The 21,092-nt window shown below is 62.7% G+C and carries 22 protein-coding genes; 2 read left to right on the top strand and 20 right to left on the bottom strand.

Annotated features, from left to right (window positions below):
• Positions 1–74 precede the first annotated feature (74 nt).
• On the top strand, positions 75–1,142 hold the full coding sequence (gene hemE / locus ACV8MC_RS04600; RefSeq protein ID WP_122747980.1) for a uroporphyrinogen decarboxylase: 1,068 nt from the start codon (positions 75–77) through the stop codon (positions 1,140–1,142).
• Positions 1,143–1,319: 177 nt separating this feature from the next.
• On the opposite strand, the gene ACV8MC_RS04595 is transcribed toward hemE, so the two are convergent.
• Positions 1,320–2,594 (bottom strand): MFS transporter, encoded by a 1,275-nt coding sequence (locus ACV8MC_RS04595; protein ID WP_095181025.1) that lies wholly within the window; start codon positions 2,592–2,594, stop codon positions 1,320–1,322.
• A gap of 118 nt (positions 2,595–2,712) precedes the next feature.
• On the opposite strand from ACV8MC_RS04595, the gene ACV8MC_RS04590 reads away from it, so the two are divergent.
• The gene (locus ACV8MC_RS04590; RefSeq protein WP_076565243.1) at positions 2,713–3,615 is read left to right on the top strand and encodes a LysR family transcriptional regulator; all 903 of its coding nucleotides are present in this window, start codon (positions 2,713–2,715) and stop codon (positions 3,613–3,615) included.
• A 103-nt stretch (positions 3,616–3,718) separates the two neighbouring features.
• Here ACV8MC_RS04590 and ACV8MC_RS04585 read toward each other — a convergent pair whose 3' ends face one another.
• From ACV8MC_RS04585 to ACV8MC_RS04495, 19 genes are all read right to left on the bottom strand, one after another.
• On the bottom strand, positions 3,719–4,156 hold the full coding sequence (locus tag ACV8MC_RS04585; RefSeq protein WP_024011278.1) for a hypothetical protein: 438 nt from the start codon (positions 4,154–4,156) through the stop codon (positions 3,719–3,721).
• A gap of 135 nt (positions 4,157–4,291) precedes the next feature.
• The gene (locus ACV8MC_RS04580; protein WP_095181023.1) at positions 4,292–4,735 is read right to left on the bottom strand and encodes an excinuclease; all 444 of its coding nucleotides are present in this window, start codon (positions 4,733–4,735) and stop codon (positions 4,292–4,294) included.
• Positions 4,736–4,764: 29 nt separating this feature from the next.
• Positions 4,765–5,991 carry a beta-ketoacyl-ACP synthase gene (locus ACV8MC_RS04575; RefSeq protein ID WP_041477581.1) on the bottom strand — a complete coding sequence of 409 codons (1,227 nt, stop codon included), beginning with the start codon at positions 5,989–5,991 and terminating at the stop codon, positions 4,765–4,767.
• The gene (locus ACV8MC_RS04570; RefSeq protein ID WP_056787364.1) at positions 5,991–6,719 is read right to left on the bottom strand and encodes a 3-ketoacyl-ACP reductase FabG2; all 729 of its coding nucleotides are present in this window, start codon (positions 6,717–6,719) and stop codon (positions 5,991–5,993) included. The genes ACV8MC_RS04575 and ACV8MC_RS04570 overlap by 1 nt, the downstream gene beginning before the upstream one ends.
• Positions 6,712–7,176 carry a hotdog family protein gene (locus ACV8MC_RS04565; protein ID WP_236168180.1) on the bottom strand — a complete coding sequence of 155 codons (465 nt, stop codon included), beginning with the start codon at positions 7,174–7,176 and terminating at the stop codon, positions 6,712–6,714. The genes ACV8MC_RS04570 and ACV8MC_RS04565 overlap by 8 nt, the downstream gene beginning before the upstream one ends.
• Positions 7,173–8,369, bottom strand: a complete 1,197-nt coding sequence (locus ACV8MC_RS04560) for a beta-ketoacyl-[acyl-carrier-protein] synthase family protein (protein ID WP_236168179.1) — start codon at positions 8,367–8,369, stop codon at positions 7,173–7,175. The genes ACV8MC_RS04565 and ACV8MC_RS04560 overlap by 4 nt, the downstream gene beginning before the upstream one ends.
• Positions 8,366–8,977 (bottom strand): hypothetical protein, encoded by a 612-nt coding sequence (locus ACV8MC_RS04555; RefSeq protein WP_457264599.1) that lies wholly within the window; start codon positions 8,975–8,977, stop codon positions 8,366–8,368. Before ACV8MC_RS04555 ends, ACV8MC_RS04560 begins: the two co-directional genes overlap by 4 nt.
• On the bottom strand, positions 8,977–9,702 hold the full coding sequence (locus ACV8MC_RS04550; protein ID WP_457264598.1) for a class I SAM-dependent methyltransferase: 726 nt from the start codon (positions 9,700–9,702) through the stop codon (positions 8,977–8,979). The genes ACV8MC_RS04555 and ACV8MC_RS04550 overlap by 1 nt, the downstream gene beginning before the upstream one ends.
• Entirely contained in the window at positions 9,699–10,946 is a 1,248-nt protein-coding gene (locus ACV8MC_RS04545; protein ID WP_457264597.1) for an NAD(P)/FAD-dependent oxidoreductase, read from the bottom strand. The genes ACV8MC_RS04550 and ACV8MC_RS04545 overlap by 4 nt, the downstream gene beginning before the upstream one ends.
• Positions 10,933–12,096, bottom strand: coding sequence for a cation:proton antiporter (locus tag ACV8MC_RS04540; RefSeq protein WP_252877291.1), 1,164 nt, complete (start codon positions 12,094–12,096; stop codon positions 10,933–10,935). The genes ACV8MC_RS04545 and ACV8MC_RS04540 overlap by 14 nt, the downstream gene beginning before the upstream one ends.
• A complete protein-coding gene (locus ACV8MC_RS04535; protein ID WP_457264595.1) occupies positions 12,093–14,423 on the bottom strand; it encodes an MMPL family transporter in 2,331 nt (776 codons plus the stop codon). Before ACV8MC_RS04535 ends, ACV8MC_RS04540 begins: the two co-directional genes overlap by 4 nt.
• Positions 14,407–15,009 carry an outer membrane lipoprotein carrier protein LolA gene (locus tag ACV8MC_RS04530; RefSeq protein ID WP_305382047.1) on the bottom strand — a complete coding sequence of 201 codons (603 nt, stop codon included), beginning with the start codon at positions 15,007–15,009 and terminating at the stop codon, positions 14,407–14,409. The genes ACV8MC_RS04535 and ACV8MC_RS04530 overlap by 17 nt, the downstream gene beginning before the upstream one ends.
• Positions 15,006–15,431 (bottom strand): acyl-CoA thioesterase, encoded by a 426-nt coding sequence (locus tag ACV8MC_RS04525; protein WP_305382048.1) that lies wholly within the window; start codon positions 15,429–15,431, stop codon positions 15,006–15,008. Before ACV8MC_RS04525 ends, ACV8MC_RS04530 begins: the two co-directional genes overlap by 4 nt.
• Positions 15,424–16,968, bottom strand: coding sequence for an HAL/PAL/TAL family ammonia-lyase (locus ACV8MC_RS04520; RefSeq protein ID WP_095181015.1), 1,545 nt, complete (start codon positions 16,966–16,968; stop codon positions 15,424–15,426). Before ACV8MC_RS04520 ends, ACV8MC_RS04525 begins: the two co-directional genes overlap by 8 nt.
• Positions 16,949–17,896, bottom strand: coding sequence for an LpxL/LpxP family acyltransferase (locus ACV8MC_RS04515; RefSeq protein WP_252877294.1), 948 nt, complete (start codon positions 17,894–17,896; stop codon positions 16,949–16,951). Before ACV8MC_RS04515 ends, ACV8MC_RS04520 begins: the two co-directional genes overlap by 20 nt.
• Entirely contained in the window at positions 17,893–18,627 is a 735-nt protein-coding gene (locus ACV8MC_RS04510) for a glycosyltransferase family 2 protein (protein WP_041477593.1), read from the bottom strand. Before ACV8MC_RS04510 ends, ACV8MC_RS04515 begins: the two co-directional genes overlap by 4 nt.
• Positions 18,620–20,299: an AMP-binding protein gene (locus ACV8MC_RS04505; RefSeq protein ID WP_406228081.1), complete on the bottom strand. Its 1,680-nt coding sequence runs from the start codon at positions 20,297–20,299 to the stop codon at positions 18,620–18,622. Before ACV8MC_RS04505 ends, ACV8MC_RS04510 begins: the two co-directional genes overlap by 8 nt.
• Positions 20,296–20,841, bottom strand: coding sequence for a COG4648 family protein (locus ACV8MC_RS04500; protein WP_310219269.1), 546 nt, complete (start codon positions 20,839–20,841; stop codon positions 20,296–20,298). The genes ACV8MC_RS04505 and ACV8MC_RS04500 overlap by 4 nt, the downstream gene beginning before the upstream one ends.
• A complete protein-coding gene (locus ACV8MC_RS04495) occupies positions 20,838–21,092 on the bottom strand; it encodes an acyl carrier protein (RefSeq protein ID WP_056787400.1) in 255 nt (84 codons plus the stop codon). Before ACV8MC_RS04495 ends, ACV8MC_RS04500 begins: the two co-directional genes overlap by 4 nt.

The following is a 21,092-nucleotide window of genomic DNA, read 5'->3' as shown; positions in this document are numbered from 1 at the left end:
AAAGGCTGACCCACATCCGTGCCTTTTGCCTCGCGCTCTGAGAAAATGCCCGCACTTTTTTTCCGGATGCCGACATGACTGCCCTGAAGAACGACCGTTTCCTCCGCGCCCTGCTCAAGCAACCCGTTGACGTCACCCCTGTGTGGATGATGCGCCAGGCCGGTCGCTACCTGCCGGAGTACCGCGCCAGCCGCGCCCATGCCGGCGACTTCATGAGCCTGTGCATGAATCCGGAGTTCGCCTGCGAAGTCACCCTGCAACCGCTCGACCGCTACCCGCAACTGGACGCGGCGATCCTGTTTTCCGACATCCTCACCATTCCCGATGCCATGGGCCAGGGTCTGTACTTCGAGACCGGTGAAGGCCCGCGCTTCAAAAAAGTCGTCAGTACGATGGCCGACATCGAAGCGTTGCCGATCCCGGATCCGCACAAAGACCTCGGTTACGTCATGGACGCGGTCAGCACCATCCGTCGCGAACTCAACGGTCGCGTGCCGTTGATCGGTTTCTCCGGCAGTCCGTGGACCCTCGCGACTTACATGGTTGAAGGCGGCTCGTCGAAAGACTTCCGCAAGACCAAGGCGATGCTCTACGACAACCCGCAAGCCATGCACCTGTTGCTGGACAAGCTGGCGCAGTCGGTGACGTCGTACCTCAACGGCCAGATCATGGCCGGTGCGCAAGCGGTGCAGATCTTCGATACCTGGGGCGGCAATCTGTCGGCGGCGGCGTATCAGGAATTCTCCCTGGCCTACATGAAGAAAATCGTCAGCGGCCTGATCCGCGAGAACGACGGACGCAAAGTGCCGGTGATTCTGTTCACCAAGAACGGCGGCCTGTGGCTGGAAAGCATCGCCGAAGCCGGCGCCGACGCCCTCGGCCTGGACTGGACCTGCGACATCGGCAACGCCCGTGCCCGTGTCGGCGACAAGGTCGCGCTGCAAGGCAACATGGACCCGACCGTGCTCTACGCCAAACCGGAAGCGATCCGCACTGAAGTCGGGCGCATTCTGGCCAGCTACGGCAAGGGCAGCGGCCACGTGTTCAACCTTGGTCATGGCATCACCCCGGAAGTCGATCCGGAACATGCCGGCGCATTCCTGCGTGCGGTGCATGAGCTGTCGGCGCAGTATCACGAGTGATCAGCGCCCAATAAAAAACGCCCGGCCAAGTGCCGGGCGTTTTCTTTTGCACGATCTAATGTCGTACCCAAATCAACTGTGGGAGCGAGCCTGCTCGCGAAAGCGGTGTGTCATTCAACACTGATGTTGCCTGACACAGTGCATTCGCGAGCAGGCTCGCTCCCACAGGGTTTTATGTCAGGCTTTGACACCCTGCAACGGCGGCAGCTTCGCCAGCTTCAACGCCACCAGCAGGGCAATCAGCAACAACGCGCCAATAAACAAGCCGATCCCGTTCCACCCGCCCAGATGCCAGAACACCCCGCCCGCCGTCCCGGCAATGCTCGATCCGGCGTAATAACTGAACAGATACAGCGACGACGCCTGACCCTTGGCCGTCAATGCGCGCCGGCCGATCCAGCTGCTCGCCACCGAGTGCGCGGCGAAGAAGCCGAAGGTGAACACCAGCATGCCGATGATGACCAGCAACAGCGGCGTGAACATCGTCAGCGCGAGCCCGGCGAACATCAGCGCAATCGTCGCCCAGAGCACTTTGCGCCGCCCCAGTTTGTCCGCCAGCGAACCGATCTTCGCCGAGCTGTAGATCCCCGACAGGTAGACCACCGAGAGCAATCCGACAAATACCTGATCGAGGTTGTACGGCGCAGCCAGCAAGCGGTAGCCGATGTAGTTGAACAGCGTGACAAACGCGCCCATCAGCACGAACGCTTCAAGAAACAGCAGCGGCAGACCGGCGTCGCGAAAGTGCATGGTGAAGCCGTCGAGCAGGCTGCGCGGGTGCAGCGAGCGGGCGCGGAAGTTGCGCGACTCCGGGAGGATCTTCCAGAACACCGCCGCTGCGACCAGCGCCAGACCGCCTATCACCAGCATCGCCGTGTGCCAGCTGACGAAGTCGATCAGCACGCCGGTGATCAAGCGTCCGCTCATCCCGCCGATCGCGTTGCCGCCGATGTATAAACCCATCGCCAGGCCGATGTGTTGAGGATGGATTTCTTCGCTCAGATAGGTCATCGCCACCGCTGCCAGACCGCTCAATGACAGGCCGATCAATGCGCGCATGATCAGCACGCCGTGCCAGCTCGGCATCATCGAACTGGCGATGGTGCATAACGCGGCAGCGAACAATGCCGCGACCATCACCGGTTTACGGCCGATGCGGTCGGAAATCGGCCCGGTGATCAGCAGACCGAAGGCCAACATGCCGGTCGCCACCGAGAGGATCAGACTGCTCTGCGCCGCGTTGATCCCGTATTCGTGGGACAGCAGCGGCATCATCGGTTGTACGCAGTAGAGCAGGGCAAACGTCGCAAAGCCGCCACAGAACAGCGCCAGCACCGTGCGCATGAACGCCGGCGTGCCTTTTTCGATGTAGATCTCTTGCAGCTCGGCGAGGGTATCGTCGCCGGCAGCGGGCGGGACTTCGTGGGCAAGGGGCGCGACAGCAGTTTTCACTTCAGACCTCGGAAAGCACAGCCGGGCAGGCAATGAAAAAATCATATAGCTGGCTAATGTTTCTATCCAATATATTGTTCGACCTGTTTGATAGCTTCAGCGACCTAATGGAAATCCTATGGAATTGCGTCATCTGCGTTACTTCATCGCCGTCGCCGAAGAACTGCATTTTGGCCGCGCCGCACAGGTGCTGGGCATCTCCCAGCCACCGCTGAGCCAACAGATTCAGGCGCTGGAGCAACAGCTCGGCGCGCGCTTGTTCGAGCGCACCAATCGTCGGGTCGAGTTGAGTGAAGCGGGCAGGCTGTTTCTGCAGGAGGCGCGGCTGGTGCTGGCGCAGGTCGACAAGGCCGCGGATGTTGCCCGGCGTGCGCAACTTGGTGAGCTGGGTGAGTTGAAGATTGGTTTCACCTCGTCGGCGCCGTTCAACTCGACCATTCCGCAGGCGATTTTTTCCTTTCGTCAGCGCTTTCCGGCGGTGCATCTGAATTTGCGCGAAATGAGCAGCACCATGGTCGCCGATGCTCTGGTGGACGAGTCGATCGAAGTCGGCATCATGCGCCCGCTCGGATTGCCGGATTCACTGAGTGTTGTGGAGTTGATGCGCGAGCCATTGGTGGCGGTGCTCAGTTCCAAGCATCCACTGGCCCAAAGTAGCGATGAAGGCCTGTTTCTATCGGCGCTGGCGCTGGAGCCATTCGTGTTTTTCCCGCGCAGCTATGGCAGCGGGCTCTACGCACAACTGCTGAGCCTGGCCCGTGACGCCGGCTTCAGCCCGCACTTCGCTCAAGAGGCTGGTGAGGCGATGACCATTATTGGTCTGGTGGCGGCGGGCTTGGGTGTATCGGTGCTGCCAGCGTCCTACCAACGCATGCGCATCGACGGCGTGGTCTACCGTCCGCTGCTCGATCCCGAAGCGATTTCGGCGGTGTGGCTGGTGCAGCGCAAAGATCAGAAATCGCCGATGGCCAAGGCATTTGTCGAACTGCTGACGCGCAAGGTTGAACCGCTGACGGTGTGAAGGCGGCTGGCGCTTTCGCGAGCAGGCTCGCTCCCACAGGGAAACGCATTCCAAGGTGGGAGCGAGCCTGCTCGCGAAGGCGTCGGCCCAAACATCACAGATTTCAGGGCAACCGCACCAAATCCCCCTTCAAAGCCACCCGGGTAACAAAAACTCCTGCCCGGCACTCGTAGGTATTCAAATCCTTGCGCACATGCTGGTCGTAGTAACTGACGATATTGACCACCGCATTCGCCCCGACCCGCTTGGCATCAGCCTGCAATTTGATCAGATTCGACTGCAACACCCATTCACACGAAGCCTGATCGCTCTTGTTGAAGCCGTTGGTTTTCAAATCACTAACCACCCCTTGGCGCAGCAACTGCTGAGTGCCCTGCGGCCCGTTGCCGATCAGGTAGAACTTCACACTGCCATCCAGCCGACCGGCGCGAATGGCGTCCGACAGCACGGTTTCGAAAGGCATGTACATGAGGTTGGTGGCATGGCTGGCACTTGGCAGCAGGGCGATAAGCGCAGCGGCCATCAGGGCTTTCACTTGCATGGTCATCTCCTTTGACGGTGAAAGAGACTGCGAGGGCAGGTGACGGTGCTGCGACCTGCATCAGCGAGTGTAGATGCTGCTGAATCACTGCAAATAAAAAGGGCGCCAAACGGCGCCCTTTGTCATTTCTGGCGTTTACTGAACCTTCGCCAGATCACCCTTCAGCGCAACGCCCGCCATGATCGCGCCGGCGTGGCATTCGTAGGTTTGCGCGTCCTTGCGCTCGTTGCGCTTGTAGAAGCTGACGATGTTGGTCACGGCGTTGGCGCCGGCGTTTTTCGCGGCCTGGTGCAGGCTGATGATTGCCGATTGGGCAACCCATTCGCAGGCGACTTCGTCGGACTTGTTGAAGGCGTTGGTTTTCTTGTTGGTCACGGCGTCGGCGCTGACCACGGTGACTTTACCGGCCGGGGTGTTGCCGGCCAGATAGAATTTCACGCTGCCATCGATCTTGCCGGAGCGGGTGGCTTCGGCGACGGCTTTGTCGAATGGCAGGTAGACCGCCGTGTCGCGGGCCTGGCTGACCGCTGGCAGGGCGCAGAGCAGCAGGGTAACGGCGGCGAATTTCTTGAAGTGCATGTAGGTCTCCTTGACCTGGATTGATTCGGTTATGCCCAGCGGCGGAAGATCAACGAAGTGTTGACGCCACCGAAAGCGAAGTTGTTGTTCATCACGTAATCGTGGTGCATCTGACGAAACTCGCCGCGCAGGTAATCGAGCTTGCCGCAGTGCGGGTCGACCTCGTCGAGGTTGAAGGTGTGCACGTAACGGTCGCTGTTGAGCATCTCGATGCTGAACCATGACTCCAGCGCACCGCAGGCACCGAGGGTGTGGCCGAGAAAGCTCTTTTGCGAGCTGATCGGCATGTGTTCGCCGAACAAGCTGCTGGTGGCCAGCGTTTCGGCGATGTCGCCCTGTTCGGTCGCGGTGCCGTGGCCGTTCACATAGCCAATGGCGTCCGGACTGAGGCCGGCATCTTCCAGGGCCAGCTCCATGGCGCGGCGCATGGTGACCTGTTCCGGGCGGGTTGTGTGCTGGCCGTCGGCGTTGCTGCCGAAACCGACGATTTCCGCGTGAATGTGCGCGCCACGGGCGAGGGCGTGTTCCAGCTCCTCAAGCACCAGCATGCCGCCACCTTCACCAATCACCAGACCGTCGCGGCCCTTGTCGTACGGGCGTGGGCTGGTCTGTGGTGCATCGTTTTTCAGGCTGGTGGCGTAGAGCGCGTCAAACACCATGGCTTCAGTCGGGCACAGTTCTTCGGCACCGCCGGCGAGCATCAACGGCAGGCGGCCGAACTTGATTGCTTCGTAGGCGTAGCCGATGCCCTGGCTGCCGCTGGTGCAGGCGCTGGAGGTCGGGATCAGGCGGCCGGTGAGGCCGAAGAAAATGCTGATATTGGCGGCGGTGGTGTGCGGCATCATCCGCACGTAGGAGTTGGCGTTGAGCCCCTCGGCCACCGAGTTGAGCAGCATGTTGCCGAAGGCTTTGATCTCGTCAGTGCTACCGGTAGATGAACCACAAGCGACGCCCATGCGCCCGTCCTTGATCGATTCGTCACCGAGCAGGCCAGCATCGGCCAGAGCCTTTTCTGCTGCGCCGACCGCCAGTCGCGAAACCCGGCCCATGCTGCGCAACTGCTTGCGGGTCCAGTGCGACGGTACGAGAAAATCATCGATAGGTCCGGCCAGACGTGTGTTGAGTTCAGTGAAGCGATCCCACTCGTCCATGCGGCGAATGCCGCTGCGATTGGCCGCGAAATTGCCGGCAATGGTCGGCCAGTCGCTGCCCAGCGAGGTGATGCCGGCCATGCCGGTGACGACGACGCGCTTCATCAGCACAGGCCTCCGTTGACCGCCAGGACCTGACGGGTGATGTACGAGGCTTCCGCCGACATCAGGAAATTCACCGCAGAGGCCACTTCTTCAGGGGTGCCCATGCGTTGCGCGGGGATCATTTTCATCAGTTCCTCCACCGGCACGTTTTCGTCGAGCATGGCCGTGTCGATCAGGCCAGGGGCGACGCAGTTAACGGTGATTTTGCGCTTGCCCAGCTCGATCGCCAACGCCTTTGCCGCACCGATCACGCCGGCCTTCGAGGCGCTGTAATTGACTTGGCCACGGTTGCCGATCAGGCCCGATACCGAAGTGATGCAGACGATGCGCCCGGCGGCGCGACGACGGATCATCGGCATCATCACCGGGTGCAGGACGTTGTAGAAACCGTCGAGGTTGGTGCGCAGGACCACGTCCCAATCGTCATCGCTCAGCGCCGGAAACGCGCCGTCGCGGGTCAGCCCGGCGTTGAGCACCACGCCGTAATAGGCGCCATGGTTTTCAACGTCGGCTTCGAGAATGCTTCTGCAGGATTCGCGGTCGGCGACGTCGAATTGCAGGATGCGTGCGCTGCGGCCCAGCGCTTCGATTTCGGCCTGCACCGCTTGGGCTTCGGTCATGCCGCTGCGGCAATGCAGGACGATGTCGTGCCCGGCTTGCGCCAGACGCAAGGCAATGGCGCGGCCGATGCCACGGCTGGAGCCGGTGACCAGTACGGATTCAGTCATCGTGCGACTCCTTTGTCTGTTGCAGATATTGGTTGGCTTGCGGCGGGCGGAACACGTTCAGCCGGGCGCTGGCATGTATGCCGTCGCCGTGGATATGGCATTCGAATACGCCCATGCCGTTGTCGTCTTCCAGTGAGCGCAGGCCGTGGATGGTCAGCTCGCTGCCGGCCGCAAAGGCTGCGACGTTGCACTCGAATTTGCGCGTGCCGAGGAGAAAGCCCAGCTCCGGCGGATTGCCTTTTTGCCGGGCGTGGCAACCGGCGAAAGCGGCGACGCTCTGCGCCATCAGCTCGACGCCGACCCACGCCGGCAGGCTGCCGTCGGGCAGGTTGAACAGGCCGTCGGGCTTGACCGTGAGGCGAGTGAAAATCTGCTCGTCATCGAAGCGCTCGATGGCGTCGATCAGGATCATGTCGCCGGCATGCGGCAGCAGTTCGGCGAGCGGCCAGTGGCTCATGGGGCGTCTCCGATAATCAGGCTGACGTTGTTGCCGCCGAAGGCAAACGAGTTGCTCATCAGGAAGCGCGGTGCAATGGACGTCAGGGGTTCGCTCGCGGTCACCCACTTGAGCGGCGGCAGCGCGGGATCGGCCTGGCCGTCCCAGATATGCGGCGGTAACGCCTGCTCAGGGTTGTCGGCACTCAGGCTCAGCCAGCAGAACGCCGCTTCCAGCGCGCCAGCCGCGCCGAGGGTGTGGCCGGTCAGCGGCTTGGTTGACGAGCAGGCGACGCCTTGGGGAAACAGCGCCGCGACCGCCAGACTTTCCATCGCGTCGTTGTGCTGGGTGGCGGTGCCGTGCAGGTTCAGGTAGTTGATTTGCCCGGCTTGCAGATGCGCGCGACCAAGGGCTTTCTGCATGGCTTGCAGGGCGCCGCGACCGCTCGGCTCCGGCGCGGAGATATGGTGCGCATCCGAGCTGGCGCCCGCACCCAGCAGGGCGATGCCCGGGCCTTCGTCGCGCTGTTTGCTCATCACGAACAGCACCGCTGCCTCGCCGATATTGATGCCGTTGCGGTTGGCGGAGAACGGATTGCAGCGCTCATCTGAAACGGCTTCCAGCGAAGAGAAACCGTTCAGCGTGAGCTTGCACAGACTGTCGACGCCGCCGCACAGTACCGCGTCGCACAGGCCCAGATCGAGCAGGCGCTGAGCGCTCATCAGCGCGCGGGCGCTGGAGGTACAGGCGGTGGAAATCACGTAGGCCGGGCCGCTCAGTTGCAGCCATTCGGCGAGAAAATTCGCCGGGGCGCCGAGTTCCTGTTGGCGATAGTCGTACTCGCGGGGAAATTGCTGTTCGCGGATGTAATGCGCCAGACCCCGGCTGGCCTCGTCGATGCCCGAGGTGCTGGTGCCTAGCACCACGCCTATGCGCTCGCGGCCGAAGGTCTGGATCGCACGATCGATGTCGTCTCGAATCTGCAGCGCGGCTTCCAGCAGCAGCTGATTGTTGCGACTGCTGTGCTCGACCAGGTCCGTAGGGATCGCCGCCAATTCACCGTGTACGCCAGCCACAGGCAGTTCACGTTCGGCGACCCAGCCGGACTCGCGGCGCATCCCCGAACAGTCGCCGGCGAACAGATTGCGCGCGACTTCAGACTTGTCGCGGCCCAGGGCGCAGATCACGCCGAGGGCATTCAGGTAAGCGGTCATGGCGTCGATTCACCTAACTGGGAAACGCGATAGTGCGGGCCTTGGGGCAGATTCAATTGGAAGCTCAACGGTTGTGAATAGCGGACGTTCCAGCGCGCCGGCAGTGAACGCTGATCGGCCTGTTGGCGGGCGTCGGGATAGTTGCGCAGCAGCTCGGCAGGAGGCGTCAAGGCGAACAGCAGTGCGGCGAACAACTCCCGCGCTTCCGGGTTCGGCGGCAGCAGACCGTCGGCCTGCCAGTGCCCGTCGATCAGTTGCTGGCGGGCCTGGGGAATGCCCAGCGGATCCATCATCGACCAACGCGTGCCGGCGCCTTCGCGCTGGATCACCAGCAGCCAGTCCTGACGCTGCCCGGCCTGCTCGCGCTCGATGTGCAGTTGTAGCGGCAGGGGCAGCGTCGGGTTGGCCGCTGGTAATGGCGGCTGGCTGGCGCAGGCGCTGAGCAGCAAGGCTGACAAAACGATCACCAGCCACGCAGCAATCCCTGTGGGAGCGAGCCTGCGCGCGAATGCAATCTGACATTCGCCACTTTGGCTGACTGATACACCGCTTTCGCGAGCAGGCTCGCTCCCACAGAGTTTCAGGTGTTCAGATCGATAGCCGTACATCAGACAGGTTCCTGCAATGGCTTGCGCGCGACGACGTTTACCAGCGTCTCTTCGCGCTCACCGAATGGCTTGGGTTTGCTCAACCCCAACCGCTCCAGCAAACCAAAATCCTTCGACCGGCTCCACCACAGATACGGGTAGGACACATTGCGCTCGGCAAACTCGAAGCCCTGCTCGCGGATCATCTGCAGGTAGCCGGCGGCGCTCTTCTGCACATGCATCGGATGGCGGAACAGCCAGCGAATCACCCAGGTATCAATGTAAGCCTCGGTGGATTCGGCGAACAGCAGATAGCCGCCTGGCTTGAGCACGCGATAGAACTCGGCCAAGGCCTTTTCCTGCTCGACCAGATGATGGAAGGTCTGGTGGCAGAACAGCAGGTCGACGCTGGCATCGGCGACGTTGAGCGTGGCGCAATCGCTGCCGATCAACTCGACTGGCATGCCCAGGCGGGTGGCCTCTTCGGCGCTGAGTTGCAAACTGTGCGGGTCGGCGTCGACGCCGATCAGTCGCTGCGGGGCGAAGGTCTGACGCAGGTGGCCGAAGGACTTACCCTGACCGCAACCGGCGTCGAGCAGCACCGGGTGTTCCGGCAGCGGCTCACTGAATAATCCACGCAGATCATTGATCGCCACGCGCAGCACATGGTGCTGCCAGGTGTGGCTGCGCAAGAACCAAAGACCGAAGCGGGTTTCCTCTACGTAACTGTCGCTCAAGTAATTCATGAGGCGTCCTGCGCGCAGAGTTGGGAAATCATCTTCAGCCGGCGCCGCGCTTCGCTGACAAACGGGTTGCGCTCGTCCCAGGCATAACCGGCGAGGATCGAGCAGATCATCCGGCGAATCTCCGCCTGGCTGTCCTCATAGAAAATCACGTCCTGGAAGGTGCCGGCGTACCAGCCTTCGACGTAGCAACGGAAGGTATCGACGCCGCGTTTCAACGGTTCGGCAAATTCGCTTTGCCAGTCCACCGTTTCACCCTGCAACTGGCGGTGCAGCACGCCAGCGGCCATGCTCGCCGAACGCATGGCGATGGTCACGCCGGAGGAGAACACCGGGTCGAGGAATTCTGCGGCGTTGCCCAGCAGCGCGAAGCCCGGGCCGTGCAGGGTTTTCACGTTGGCCGCATAGCCGCCGAGGGTGCGCGCCGGGGTGTCCCAGACCGCATTGTTCAGAACCCCGGAGAGGCTTGGCGTCTCGGCGATAAAACTGCGCAGGCAGGCATCGAGATCGCTGTCGCGGCCCTGGAAATGTTCCTCAGCCGCGACCACGCCCACCGAGCAGCGGCCGTTGCTGAAGGGGATGGTCCAGAACCACACATCGCGATGCTCGGGATGGGTGGTCACGAGGATCTTTTCACGGTCGAACGCCGGGTTGTCGATGTGATCTTCGACATGGGTGAACACGGCCTGACGCACCGGGAAATTCGAAGGTGCTTCGAGGTCGAGCAAGCGCGACAGCACGCGGCCGTAGCCGCTGGCGTCCAGGACGAAATCGGCTTCGACGCGATACTCGCTGCCATCTTCGCGGCGCACATCGAGTTGTGGTTTCGCCTGATCGAAATCGACGCTGACAATCGCATCGCCATAACGGATTTCCGCACCTTGCAATGCTGCTTGATCGGCCAGCAACTTGTCGAAGTCGGCGCGCTGCACCTGGAACGTGGTCGGCTTGCCGGCGGTGAAAGTGTCGCCAAAATCGAAAGCGCTGTAGCGCTCGCCCCAGGCAAACGCCGCGCCGGTCTTGCGCTGGAACCCGGCGGCGTTGACGGCGTCGAGCATGCCGGCTTCTTCAACGAAATCCAGGCAGTGGCTGAGCAGGCTTTCGCCGATAGAGAAGCGTGGGAAGTGCTGGCGCTCGAGCACCAGCACATCGTGGCCCTTGCGTTTGAGCAGGGCTGCGGCGATAGCACCGGACGGGCCGGCACCGATGATCACGACCTGACGGGATTCCATTTCAACGATTGGCACGTGAGCTCCGGGGCAAGGGACTGTTCAGATTCAGGGGCGCGCGATGCAGACCGATAAGGGCCGGCAGCAGCGTCGCGATCAGACCCATCAGCATCAGCGCGAAATACAGCGCGGGGGTGATGAGTTGTTGTTGCAATAGCAGGTTGAGAAAGACGATTTCGCTCAGGCCGCGAATGTTCAGCAGCACGCTTTCGCGCCAGCGGCTGGCGCCAGCGAACGAGGCGCCCGCCCAACCGAGGCCGAGCCAGTTGCCGAGCAGTTTACTGGCAATCGGCAACAGCAGCAGCGCCGCCCATTGCCCGGCGTCGAGGCTGGCGAGGGCGCTGTGCACGTCGATCTGGACGATGCCGAACGTGAGGATCAGCGGGATTGCGATCCACGTCTGCAAACGGCTCATCCAGCGTGCCGGCAACGGCAGCACCAACGGCACTTTCAGCAGCGCCATGCACAGCAGATAGCCGATGCCGAAAATCAGCGCGTTGAGTTTGTAATGCTCGGCCATGACCAGCAACGCGAAGAAGCCGAGGCTGTAAGTCAGCGGGCGACGCACGCGCAGCAGGTGCAAAAGCAGCGGCACGCCGGCCATGGCCACGGGCAGCAACAGGCTGCTCAGGTACAGGCTGCCCTGGGCGAGGCCGAACAGCGTCCAGCAGGTCAGATCGATAAGGATCGCTGTTTGCACCAGACGCCGCGTGGCAGCGGGCGGGTAATCGATGTGACGCAGATACAGGTACAACACCGGGATCGCGGTAATCGCGAAGACCAGTCCGATGGCCAATGCGTTGAGCCACGGCTGCGACGGCAGCAACCAGTACGCAACCGCCAGCCCGCAAGCGAACGGCACAGCGAAACTCGGTATAGCGATTTTCACGCTCTGGCGATCCAGACGCAGATCGATGACATCGCTGAGGATATGCCCGAGCAGCAAGGCGAAGCTCAGGCTGTAGAGGTTTTTCAGCCAGTCCGGGGCGATCAGTTGTGCGCCGCTGAGCTGCCAGCCCGGCTCGATCCAGAAATACATCAGCAACGGCAAACCGAAGCTCGCCAGCAGCAACTGACTGACGATCGGAATCAGGCCGAAGTGACGGCCGACACGAGTCGCCAGCGCAAACAGCGCCAAGGCCAGCAACCAGAAGCCGAAGACCATCATGCCGCTGGCTCCGCAACCGGTTCATGGCGCCCGGCCCACGGCGCGAGCATGAAGCTGAACGCCAGGCCGAGGCTCACCGACAGGCCGAAATTACTCACCGCCGGGGTGCTGGACACCGCTAGCAGGCCGAACGACAGCCACGTCGTCACTGCTGCAAGCAAGGTGCCGAGCAGGCTCACCGCCGCGCCGCCCACCTGTTCGCGCATGAGGATTGCATAGTCGACACTGATCGCCGTCACCAACAGCAGGCCGAACAGGCTGAACAGGGTCAGCGGCTGACCGAGCCAGCCAAGGCTGGCCAGACTGCACAGCGCCGCCAGCAGCGGCAGGGCGACGATACGCAGGGCGCCGGTCAGGCCGAACGGCAGGATCAGCACCAGCACGATCAACACGCAGGAGGCCAGTTTCAGTTCGGCGGCGCTGATCTGCGTGGCGGCGAACACCTTGTTCAGATCACCGAGGCGATCGACCAGCACCACCCCCGGCAAATCGAGCGCCTGCACGCGCAACAACGACGGATTGTTCAAGCCCTGCAAACTGGTCATCGCTGCGACGCCGTCTTCAGTCGGGCCAAGCCACAGTGTCCGATACGGCTCACCGAGCGGGCCGGCCAGCGCGGCGTCGATGTCTTCGGCGGGCAGGGTCTGCAATTGCCGCAATTCGTTTTGCAACGCCGTCACTGGCACGCCGAGATCGAGCAGCGGTTGCCAGACCGACGGCAGCCTGTTCAGTGATTCGCGCACTTGCTGTTGCTGGCTCGGCGCGCTGACCAGTTGATCGAGAGCCAGATAGCCTTGCAGTTTGTCGAGGTTGACCAGTTGCTGCAGGCGCTCGCTCAGCGCTGCCTGGCGCTCGAGCAATTGCTCCTGATTGGCCGCACGGATCAGGAAGAACTGGCTGGTCGGTTGATACCCGGTGATGCGCGCGATGGTCTGCGCTTCGTCGGTCAGATGCTGCGGCGCGCCGACCCATTGGCGGATATCGTTTTTGCTCTGCAACTGCATCAGACCGCCGACGCAGAAGGCGATCAGCAGCGCCAGCAACGCGGGCGTGCGAATGCAACCGAGCAGCGCCTCACGCAGATGAATCAGGCGTTCGGCCAGGCGCAGCGGCCATTGCGCCGGGCGCAGTTGGACATTTTTCAGCAGCGCCGGCAGCAGGCAGACCGCCGACAGATAGGCGCCGAGCAAACCGGCGGCGGAGAACACCGCGATCTGCGTCAGCGCCGGGAACGGTGTCCACGCCAGCGCCAGGTAGCCGATAACGCTGGTGATCAGGCTCAGGGTCAGCCCCGGCAACGTCAGGCGCAGGGCCGGCCAACTGCGCCACGGCTTGAGACTCCAGCTTTTGGACAGATAGTGCAGCGGGTAATCGACGGCGACGCCGATCAGACTCGAACCGAGCACCAGCGTCATCACATGCATGTGGCCGAACAGCGCCACGCAGGCCACCGCGCCGAACAGCATGCCGACCAGCACCGGAACAAATGCCAGCAGCACGCCCCAGCGGCGAAACGCCAACAGCAGCAACAGCAGAATGCCAACCGTCGCACCACCGCCGACCCAGGTCATTTCGCGGGTGGCTTGTTGCTGGCCGTTGGCGGCGTAGAGCAGGCCACTGGCGGCGAGCAACTGCACGTCGCCTTTCGCCGCCTGTTCGCGGCTGTGCTGGAGCAGATCCGCAACTTGCAGCGGCAGGTTCATATCGAAGGCATTGCCGGTGGTGCGCGCACGCAGCATCACCCAGCTCTTGCCGTCGGCATCGGCGACCAGTGCGCCGCTGCCAATGTCCAGTTGCACTGCGCCATGTTTCGGCTGGCTGTTCTGGATGCGCCCGGTCAGGCCCAGCCAGTCGTCCTGGCTCGGCACCAGGGTAAAGCCGCTGACCGGATCGAACAGCGCCTGTACTCGCTGCTGGATGAACGCGTCGGGGTGCTTGCTGAGTAGCTGCCGATCATCCGCCGAGAGCATCGCAAGGCGTCCTTGCAGCAATTGCTTGCGCAGCGCCGGCAAGTCGGCTTGCAGGTTCCATTGCACGGTTTCGAACAGACCGCTGGCCTGCCATTGTTCGCCCAGTTGTTGGGCCATGGTCAGCGCTTGCTGGCGATCGGCGTGGCCGACCAGCACCAGCATTTCGCGATTGAGCGGTTCTTGCATGCGCTGTTCGGCGCGCAACTCCAGCGCGTCTGGATTGGTCCCGGGTACCAGCTCCATGAGATTGGCCGACAGCGGCGCACCGTCGCGCCACTGCCAGGCAGCCAGCGCGACGACGGCCAGCAGCAGGCTCAGAAACAGCCAGGGCAGCTTGCGTTCACTCGGCAAAGTCATGTTGCTCCGCTTCGCTCAAGGGTTGCTCGGCCGTGCTGTCCTGCATGCGTAGCAGTGTGCTGTCGCCTTGGGTTTCCAGCAGTTCGATGGTTTGCACCAGAGTACCGCCGTCGATATTGATCTGCTGGAACACTTGCTTGAGCAGCATCGAGCGCGGCGTCAGAGTCAGTTGCCACTGCTGCGCCGTGCCGCTCAGGGCCAGTTCGAAATCGCGCTGCAAACCGCTGCTGTCACCTTGCAGCACGGCGAGGAACAAACGGTTCTGCTCGGCACCGGCGCTCTTGTTCGGCAGCAGTTGCCAGCCATTGGTGTCACGGCGGGCGATGCCATTGGCGGTGATGCGGTAATCCTGTTGCAGCGGGGTTTTCAACAGCCACAGCAGGCCATGATTTTTCGCGAGGACGAAGCTGCCCTTGCTGATCAGCGGCTGCGGCAGGGCGCGCAGGTGTTTTTCCTGAGTGAACTGGCCGTGGATAACATCCGGTTTCGCCAGTTGTTCACTGAGTTGTTGCAGGTCGAAGGCATAGGCCCATGACGACACGGCCAGCAGCGCCAACGCGCCAAGGCTTTTGAACAACACATTCATCGCAGCATCCTTTCCACGGCATCGGTGAAGACTTCGGGTGAGGCCAGTTGCATCTCGCGGCTGCTGACTTCCACAGCGACTTGCACAGAGCTTGCGCGGGTCAGGCGCTCGCCGGTCTGCAGGTCGCTGATCAGATAATTGATCTTCAGACGGTTTTCCCACTCGATCAGGCTGGCGCGCACGTTCAGCCGTTGGCCGAACACCGCGCTGCGCACGTAGCGCAATTGCAGATCGATGATCGGCCAGGCGTAACCCGACTCGACCATGTGCGTGTAGTTGTGGCCGATCTTGTCCAGCAACGCGCAGCGCGCCACTTCGAGGTATTTGACGTAATGGCCGTGCCAGACCACGTGCATGGTGTCGACGTCGAAAAACGGCACGAGAATCTCGGTATCGGCGTGAAGCACTCCGGCACTACGCATGCAGCCTCCAGTGTTGCGCGGCGATGCGTTGCAGGCACAGGCGCAGTTCGCCTTCCAGCGCGCGGTCTTCGATGACCGGCGGGAAGTCCTTGCCGAGTTCTTCGTGCATCGCTGCCAGTGCCGGCGGCAGCGGGCGCGCATCGGCGGCTTGAGCGCGCAGCCACACGCCCTGATTGGCGGCGAGCAGCGTGGCGGCGGCGACCTGTTCGGTCAGCTCCAGCACGCGAATCGCATCACGGGCGGCGATGGTGCCCATGCTCACCTTGTCCTGGTTGTGGCACTCGGTGGAGCGCGAGAACACGCTGGCCGGCATGGTGTTTTTCAGCGCTTCGGCGGTCCAGGCGCTGGTGCCGATCTGCACCGCTTTGAAGCCGTGGTTGATCATGGCCCGATCGGCTGGCGCGCCGGAGAGGTTGCTCGGCAAGCCGTGGTTGTAGCGCTCGTCGACCAGCAACGCCAATTGCCGATCGAGCAGATCGGCGACGTTGGCCACGAGGTTTTTCAGGCTGTCCATAGCGAACGCAATGTGCCCGCCGTAGAAGTGCCCGCCATGCAGAACACGCTCGGCTTCGGCATCGATGATCGGGTTGTCGTTGGCGCTGTTCAGCTCGGTTTCGATGAAGCCGCGCAGCCAGTTCAGGCTGTCGGCCAACACGCCGAGAACATGCGGCGCGCAACGCAGCGAGTAACGATCCTGCAGACGATGCAGTGGCGCGGTCGGCGCGTCGATCGCCAGATCCTTGCGCAGCCACGCGGCGACCTGCATCTGCCCCGGGTGCGGTTTGGCGGCGAACAGACGTTCGTCGAAGTGCTCCGGGTTGCCTTGCAGCGCGACGACGTTGAGCGCGGTGATGCGCGTGGCCAGTTGCAGCAGATAATCGGCGCGAGCGAAGGCGAGGCAGGCGAGGCCGGTCATCACCGCTGTGCCGTTCATCAGCGCCAGCGCCTCTTTCGGACGCAGCACCAGCGGTGTCCAGCCGAGCTCGCGATGCACGTCGGCAGCCTGACGACGTTCGCCACGGAACAGCACTTCGCGCTCGCCGGACAGGGTTGCGGCGACATAGGACAGCGGCGTCAGATCGCCGCTGGCACCCACCGAACCCTCTTCGGGAATCAGCGGCAGGATGTCGTATTCGAGAAACGCGTGCAGACGCTCGAGCAGTTCGACGCGCACCCCGGAAACGCCGTGACACAACGACTGCAAGCGCGCCGCCAGCACCGCGCGGGTCGCCTGCGCGTCGAGCAGTTTGCCCAGGCCGCAACCATGAAAGGTGTAGAGATGACGCGGCAGCGCCTCGACGTGATGCAGCGGCACTGCGACCACGCAGGAATCGCCGTAACCGGTGGTGACGCCGTAGATCACACCTTCCTTGTCCAGCAGCGAATCGAGAAACCGCGCGCCCTTGGCGATGCGCTCGCGATAGTCGGCGTCAGCCTGCAACTGCACGGGCGCCTGACGGTTGGCCAGGGCCAGCACGTCTTCGATGCGCAAAGGGCGTTCGCCGAAGGTTACCGGCTCATGGGTTGGCGTCGTCATCGGTCTTCCAGAAAGGGTAAAAGTTGAACCATTGCTGCGGGGCTTCGAGGCAATAGTGACTCAGGCGCTGCGCGTAGCGGGTGGCCCACTGATGAATGACCTGCTCGCGTTCGCGGCGTGTCCACACCACCGCGTCGGCGAACGGTTCGAGATTCAGGCGATAGTGGCCGTCGGGTTGCTTGAGGCACATCAGCAGATTGACCGGGCACTTGAGCAGGCCGGCCAGCAACCACGGGCCTTGCGGAAATGGCGCCGGGTGGCCGAGAAAATCCACCGTCACGCTGCGCCCGCCGTGCAGTGGCACGCGGTCACCGGCAATCGCCAGCCACTCGCCGCGTTCCAGCCGTTCATGCAGTTGCAGCATGATCACCGGGTCGAGTTCGCTGACCTGAATCAGGCGCAGATTGGTCGCGCCGGCCTCGCCGAGCAGGCGGTTGAACTGTTCGGCGTGCTTGGTGTGCACCAGCACGTTCATGGTGACCTTTTCGCCGATCTCCGCCAGCGCCCGGCACACTTCGAGATTGCCCAGATGCGCGCCGACCAGCAGTTGCCCGCGACTGCCGCGCAACTGCTTGCGCAGCAGCGCCGGGTCGATGATTTCGATCTGCTCGATGCTCAGCTTGCCGTTCCACACGTCGAGCTTGTCGAGCAGCGAATCGGCAAAGGTCATGAACTGGCCAAACACCCGCCAGTGGCTCGGGCGCAGGTCGTCGCGCCGGCTCCACTCAGCCAGCCGCTGCTGGTACTGCCAGGCACTGCGCCGGGCGACGCGGCCGAAGAGGAAAAAATACAGGACGATGCCGTACAGCAACGGGCTGAGCAGGCGCCGTCCGAGGACTTTGGCGGCGAACGCGGTGAATTTCATCAGCAGGAAACTGCCGCGCTCTTCGCGGTCGGCCCAGTGCTTCTTGTCGACTTCTTCGCTCATGGTTTCCACCGCCGCCAGAGGATCACCGGCCAACGCAGCAACATGCCGAAAAACAGCCGCGTGTGCATGCTGGAAATCAGCGCGTTGTCGTGGAACAGGCGAAAGTGCGACACGCCGTCCAGCGGGTAATGCACGCTGGTCTGCAGCCAGCGCATCGGCTGATTGCGCCAGGCCAGCCGCACAAGAATGTCCGAGTCGAAATCCATGCGCTTGCCGACCTTGGCCGAGTCGATCACGGCCAGAGTCGGCGCCAGCGGATAAACACGGAAGCCGCACATCGAATCGCGAATCTGCAATGACAGAGTGTTGATCCAGACCATCACGTGGGTCAGGTAGCGCGCGTACAAACGCCCTTTCGGCACGCTCTCGTCGAACAGCGGATAGCCACAGATCATCGCCTCGGGATGGCCGCGGGATTCGCCGACGAAGCGCGCGACGTCATGCAAATCGTGCTGGCCGTCGGCATCGACCTGCAAGGCATGGCTGTAACCCAGACGCGAGGCCTCACGCAGACCGGTCATCACCGCGCCGCCCTTGCCCTGATTGGCCGTCAGGCGCACCAGAAAAACCCTGTCGCGCTCGGACAGGGTGTCGAGCACCCGCGCGCAGGACGGCTCGCTGGCATCGTCCACCAGAATGCACGGCAGACCTTGTGCGAGCAGGGCATCGACCACGGTGGTGATCGCGGTTTCGTGGTTGTATACCGGGATTACGGCGCAGGGGTTATGCATGGGCAGGCCCCAGGAGAATGCGTCCGCTGGAACAGGTCGCCGTGTCGTTGCGATAAGCGAAATACAACTTGCCGCGCTCGGCATCGAAACGCAGATGCAGCTGGATTTCATCACCCGGGCGCACCAGTTGCTGGAATTTCAGCACTTCCATTCCGGCAAACGCGCCGTCCAGCTTCAGCAACTGCCGACCCAGATTCAGCGCCCACTCCACCTGCACTACGCCGGGCAAAACCGGCGCCTTGGGAAAATGCCCGCTGAAGTAGGCCAGATCCGGCGGCACGCTGAGTTGCAGGCTCCACTCGCCGTCGCTTGCGCTTTGCTCCAGCACTTCGGGGGCTTTGGGTCGCGCGGCCAGCAGCAACGCTTCGACGTCGGCTTGCGCCAGTTTGCCCTGGCTGTTCAACGGCATTTGCCGCAGCAGGCGCCAGCGCCGGGGCAGGGCGAGGGCTTCGCAATGTTGGCTCAGATGTTTGCGCAGGGTTTCGGTCAGTTCACGGCGGCCGTGCTCGCGCAGGGCGAACAGACCCGATTCGCTGAGCACCAGCAGCGCACCAAGCGAGGCGCGGTTTTCCTGCACGACACCGAGGCGCGCTTCGGCGACCCAGTCATGGGCTGCCAAGGCTTGCTCAAGCATCGGCAACGAGATGCGTTTTTCTTCCAGTTTGACGATGCGGTCCAGTCTCCCCAGCAGTTCGAAGCGACCATCGGTGGCAATGCGTGCGGCGTCGGCGCTGTGTTCGACGTGGCCGGCAGGCAGATAAGGCGAAGAAATAAGCAGGGCGCCGTCGCTGTCCTGGCTCAGTTCGACGCCAGCAAACGGCCGCCACAACGACTCGCCCTGACGCCAGGCGATGCCGCCAGTTTCCGAGCTGCCGAGGATTTCCGTCGGCCATTGCTGCAAGCGCTGTTGCAGACTTTGCGCCGCTTCCGACGGCAACGCGCCCCCGGAGGAAAACACCCGGCGCACCGCGCTCAGGGCCGGCCAGTCGAGGTTGTCGCCCATGCGCTTGAGCAGCGCCGGGCTGGCGACCCAGGCGAAGGCCGGGTATTCGCGGCTGGCGCGCTGCAAGTCTTCGGAGAACGCCAGTTGCCGGCGCACGAACGGGCGCCCGGCGCACAATGGCCACAACACGCGAAACAGCAGGCCATAGATGTGTTGCGTGGCGACACTGCCGATGATGCAGGCTTCACCGAGGTCTGCGCCCCACAACTGTTCCAGCGCTTCGACCTCGTTGGCCAATTGGCGCAGGGTCTTGTCGATGCGCTTGGGCTCGCCGCTAGAGCCGGAAGTGCACAGGCTCAGGCGGCATTGATCGAGATCCAGTTGTGCACCGGGCAGTTCGGGCTGAGTGAAGTCGTCCAGCTGTGCATCGCCTGATTGATCGGTCAGCCATAGATCGACTTCCTGCGACCAGCGCTGACGCGTCTGCGCTTGCAGATCCGCCGGCAGCAACACGCTGACGCCGGCACGCCACGCGCCGAGCAGGGCGATGGCGAGGTCGGCGGCATCTTCCAGATGCACGGCCAGCCTTTTCACGCCTTGGCTTTGCAGACCCGCGGCGACGCTCAGGGCCTGCGCTCGCAGTTGCGTGTGATCGAGTGCCGGCGCCTGGCAGATCGCCCGTGCCGGCAGTGCCTTGAGCAACAGCTGCTCAAGTTTTATCCAATTCATGTACGGCCTCTTACCCGTTGTCGTATCAGCCATTCAATGGCAAACATCAGGCCGATCAATCCATAGGAGATCAGGCCGGTGTACAACATCCACCAATCCAGCGGCGCCCACAGGGTGAGGAGGGCGGCGCACAAACCGTTGCAGAAGAAAAACACGCTCCAGGCCAGCGTCACCTTGCGCGTGTAGCGAATGGCAACCTCCGGCAGCTCCGGCTCACGCAAGCGCGCCAGACGCTCGACCATCGGCGGGCCGAATTTCAAGCTTGCGCCGAACAGCACCAGCATGAATGCGCTGATCAGCACCGGGTACCAGCGCAGCAGCTGCGGGCTGTCGAACACCGCGAGCAGCAGGCAGAACACCATCGCCACGCACGCCATCCACAGGCTGCCGGGCTTGCGTTCGCCGGTCAGGGCTCGCGCCAGCCACAGGCTGCCCAGCAGCAGTGCAAATTGCCACGGGGCGAAATGCTCCATGCCGAAATACACCGCAAAGGGGTACAGCAGACCGGCCAGCAGCAGGCCCAGGCCGATCAGTCGGCTCATGCGGCCGGTTGAACCAGACGGAACACCGCCTCGACCACGTCACCGACGGTGCGCACCGATTTGAACTCTTCGGCGGCGATTTTCTTGCCGGTCTGGCGTTTAATGTGATCGATCAGGTCGACCGCATCGATGCTGTCGATTTCCAGATCCTGATACAGATTGGACTCCAGGTTCACACGGGCCGGATCCAGCTCGAACAGCTCGACCAGGGCATCGCGCAGGGTGTTGAAAATATCGTCACGAGTTTGCAT

The sequence above is a fragment of the Pseudomonas sp. PK-RTE-24 genome, from assembly GCF_054052265.1.
This window is presented reverse-complemented; position numbering and strand designations above follow the sequence as displayed.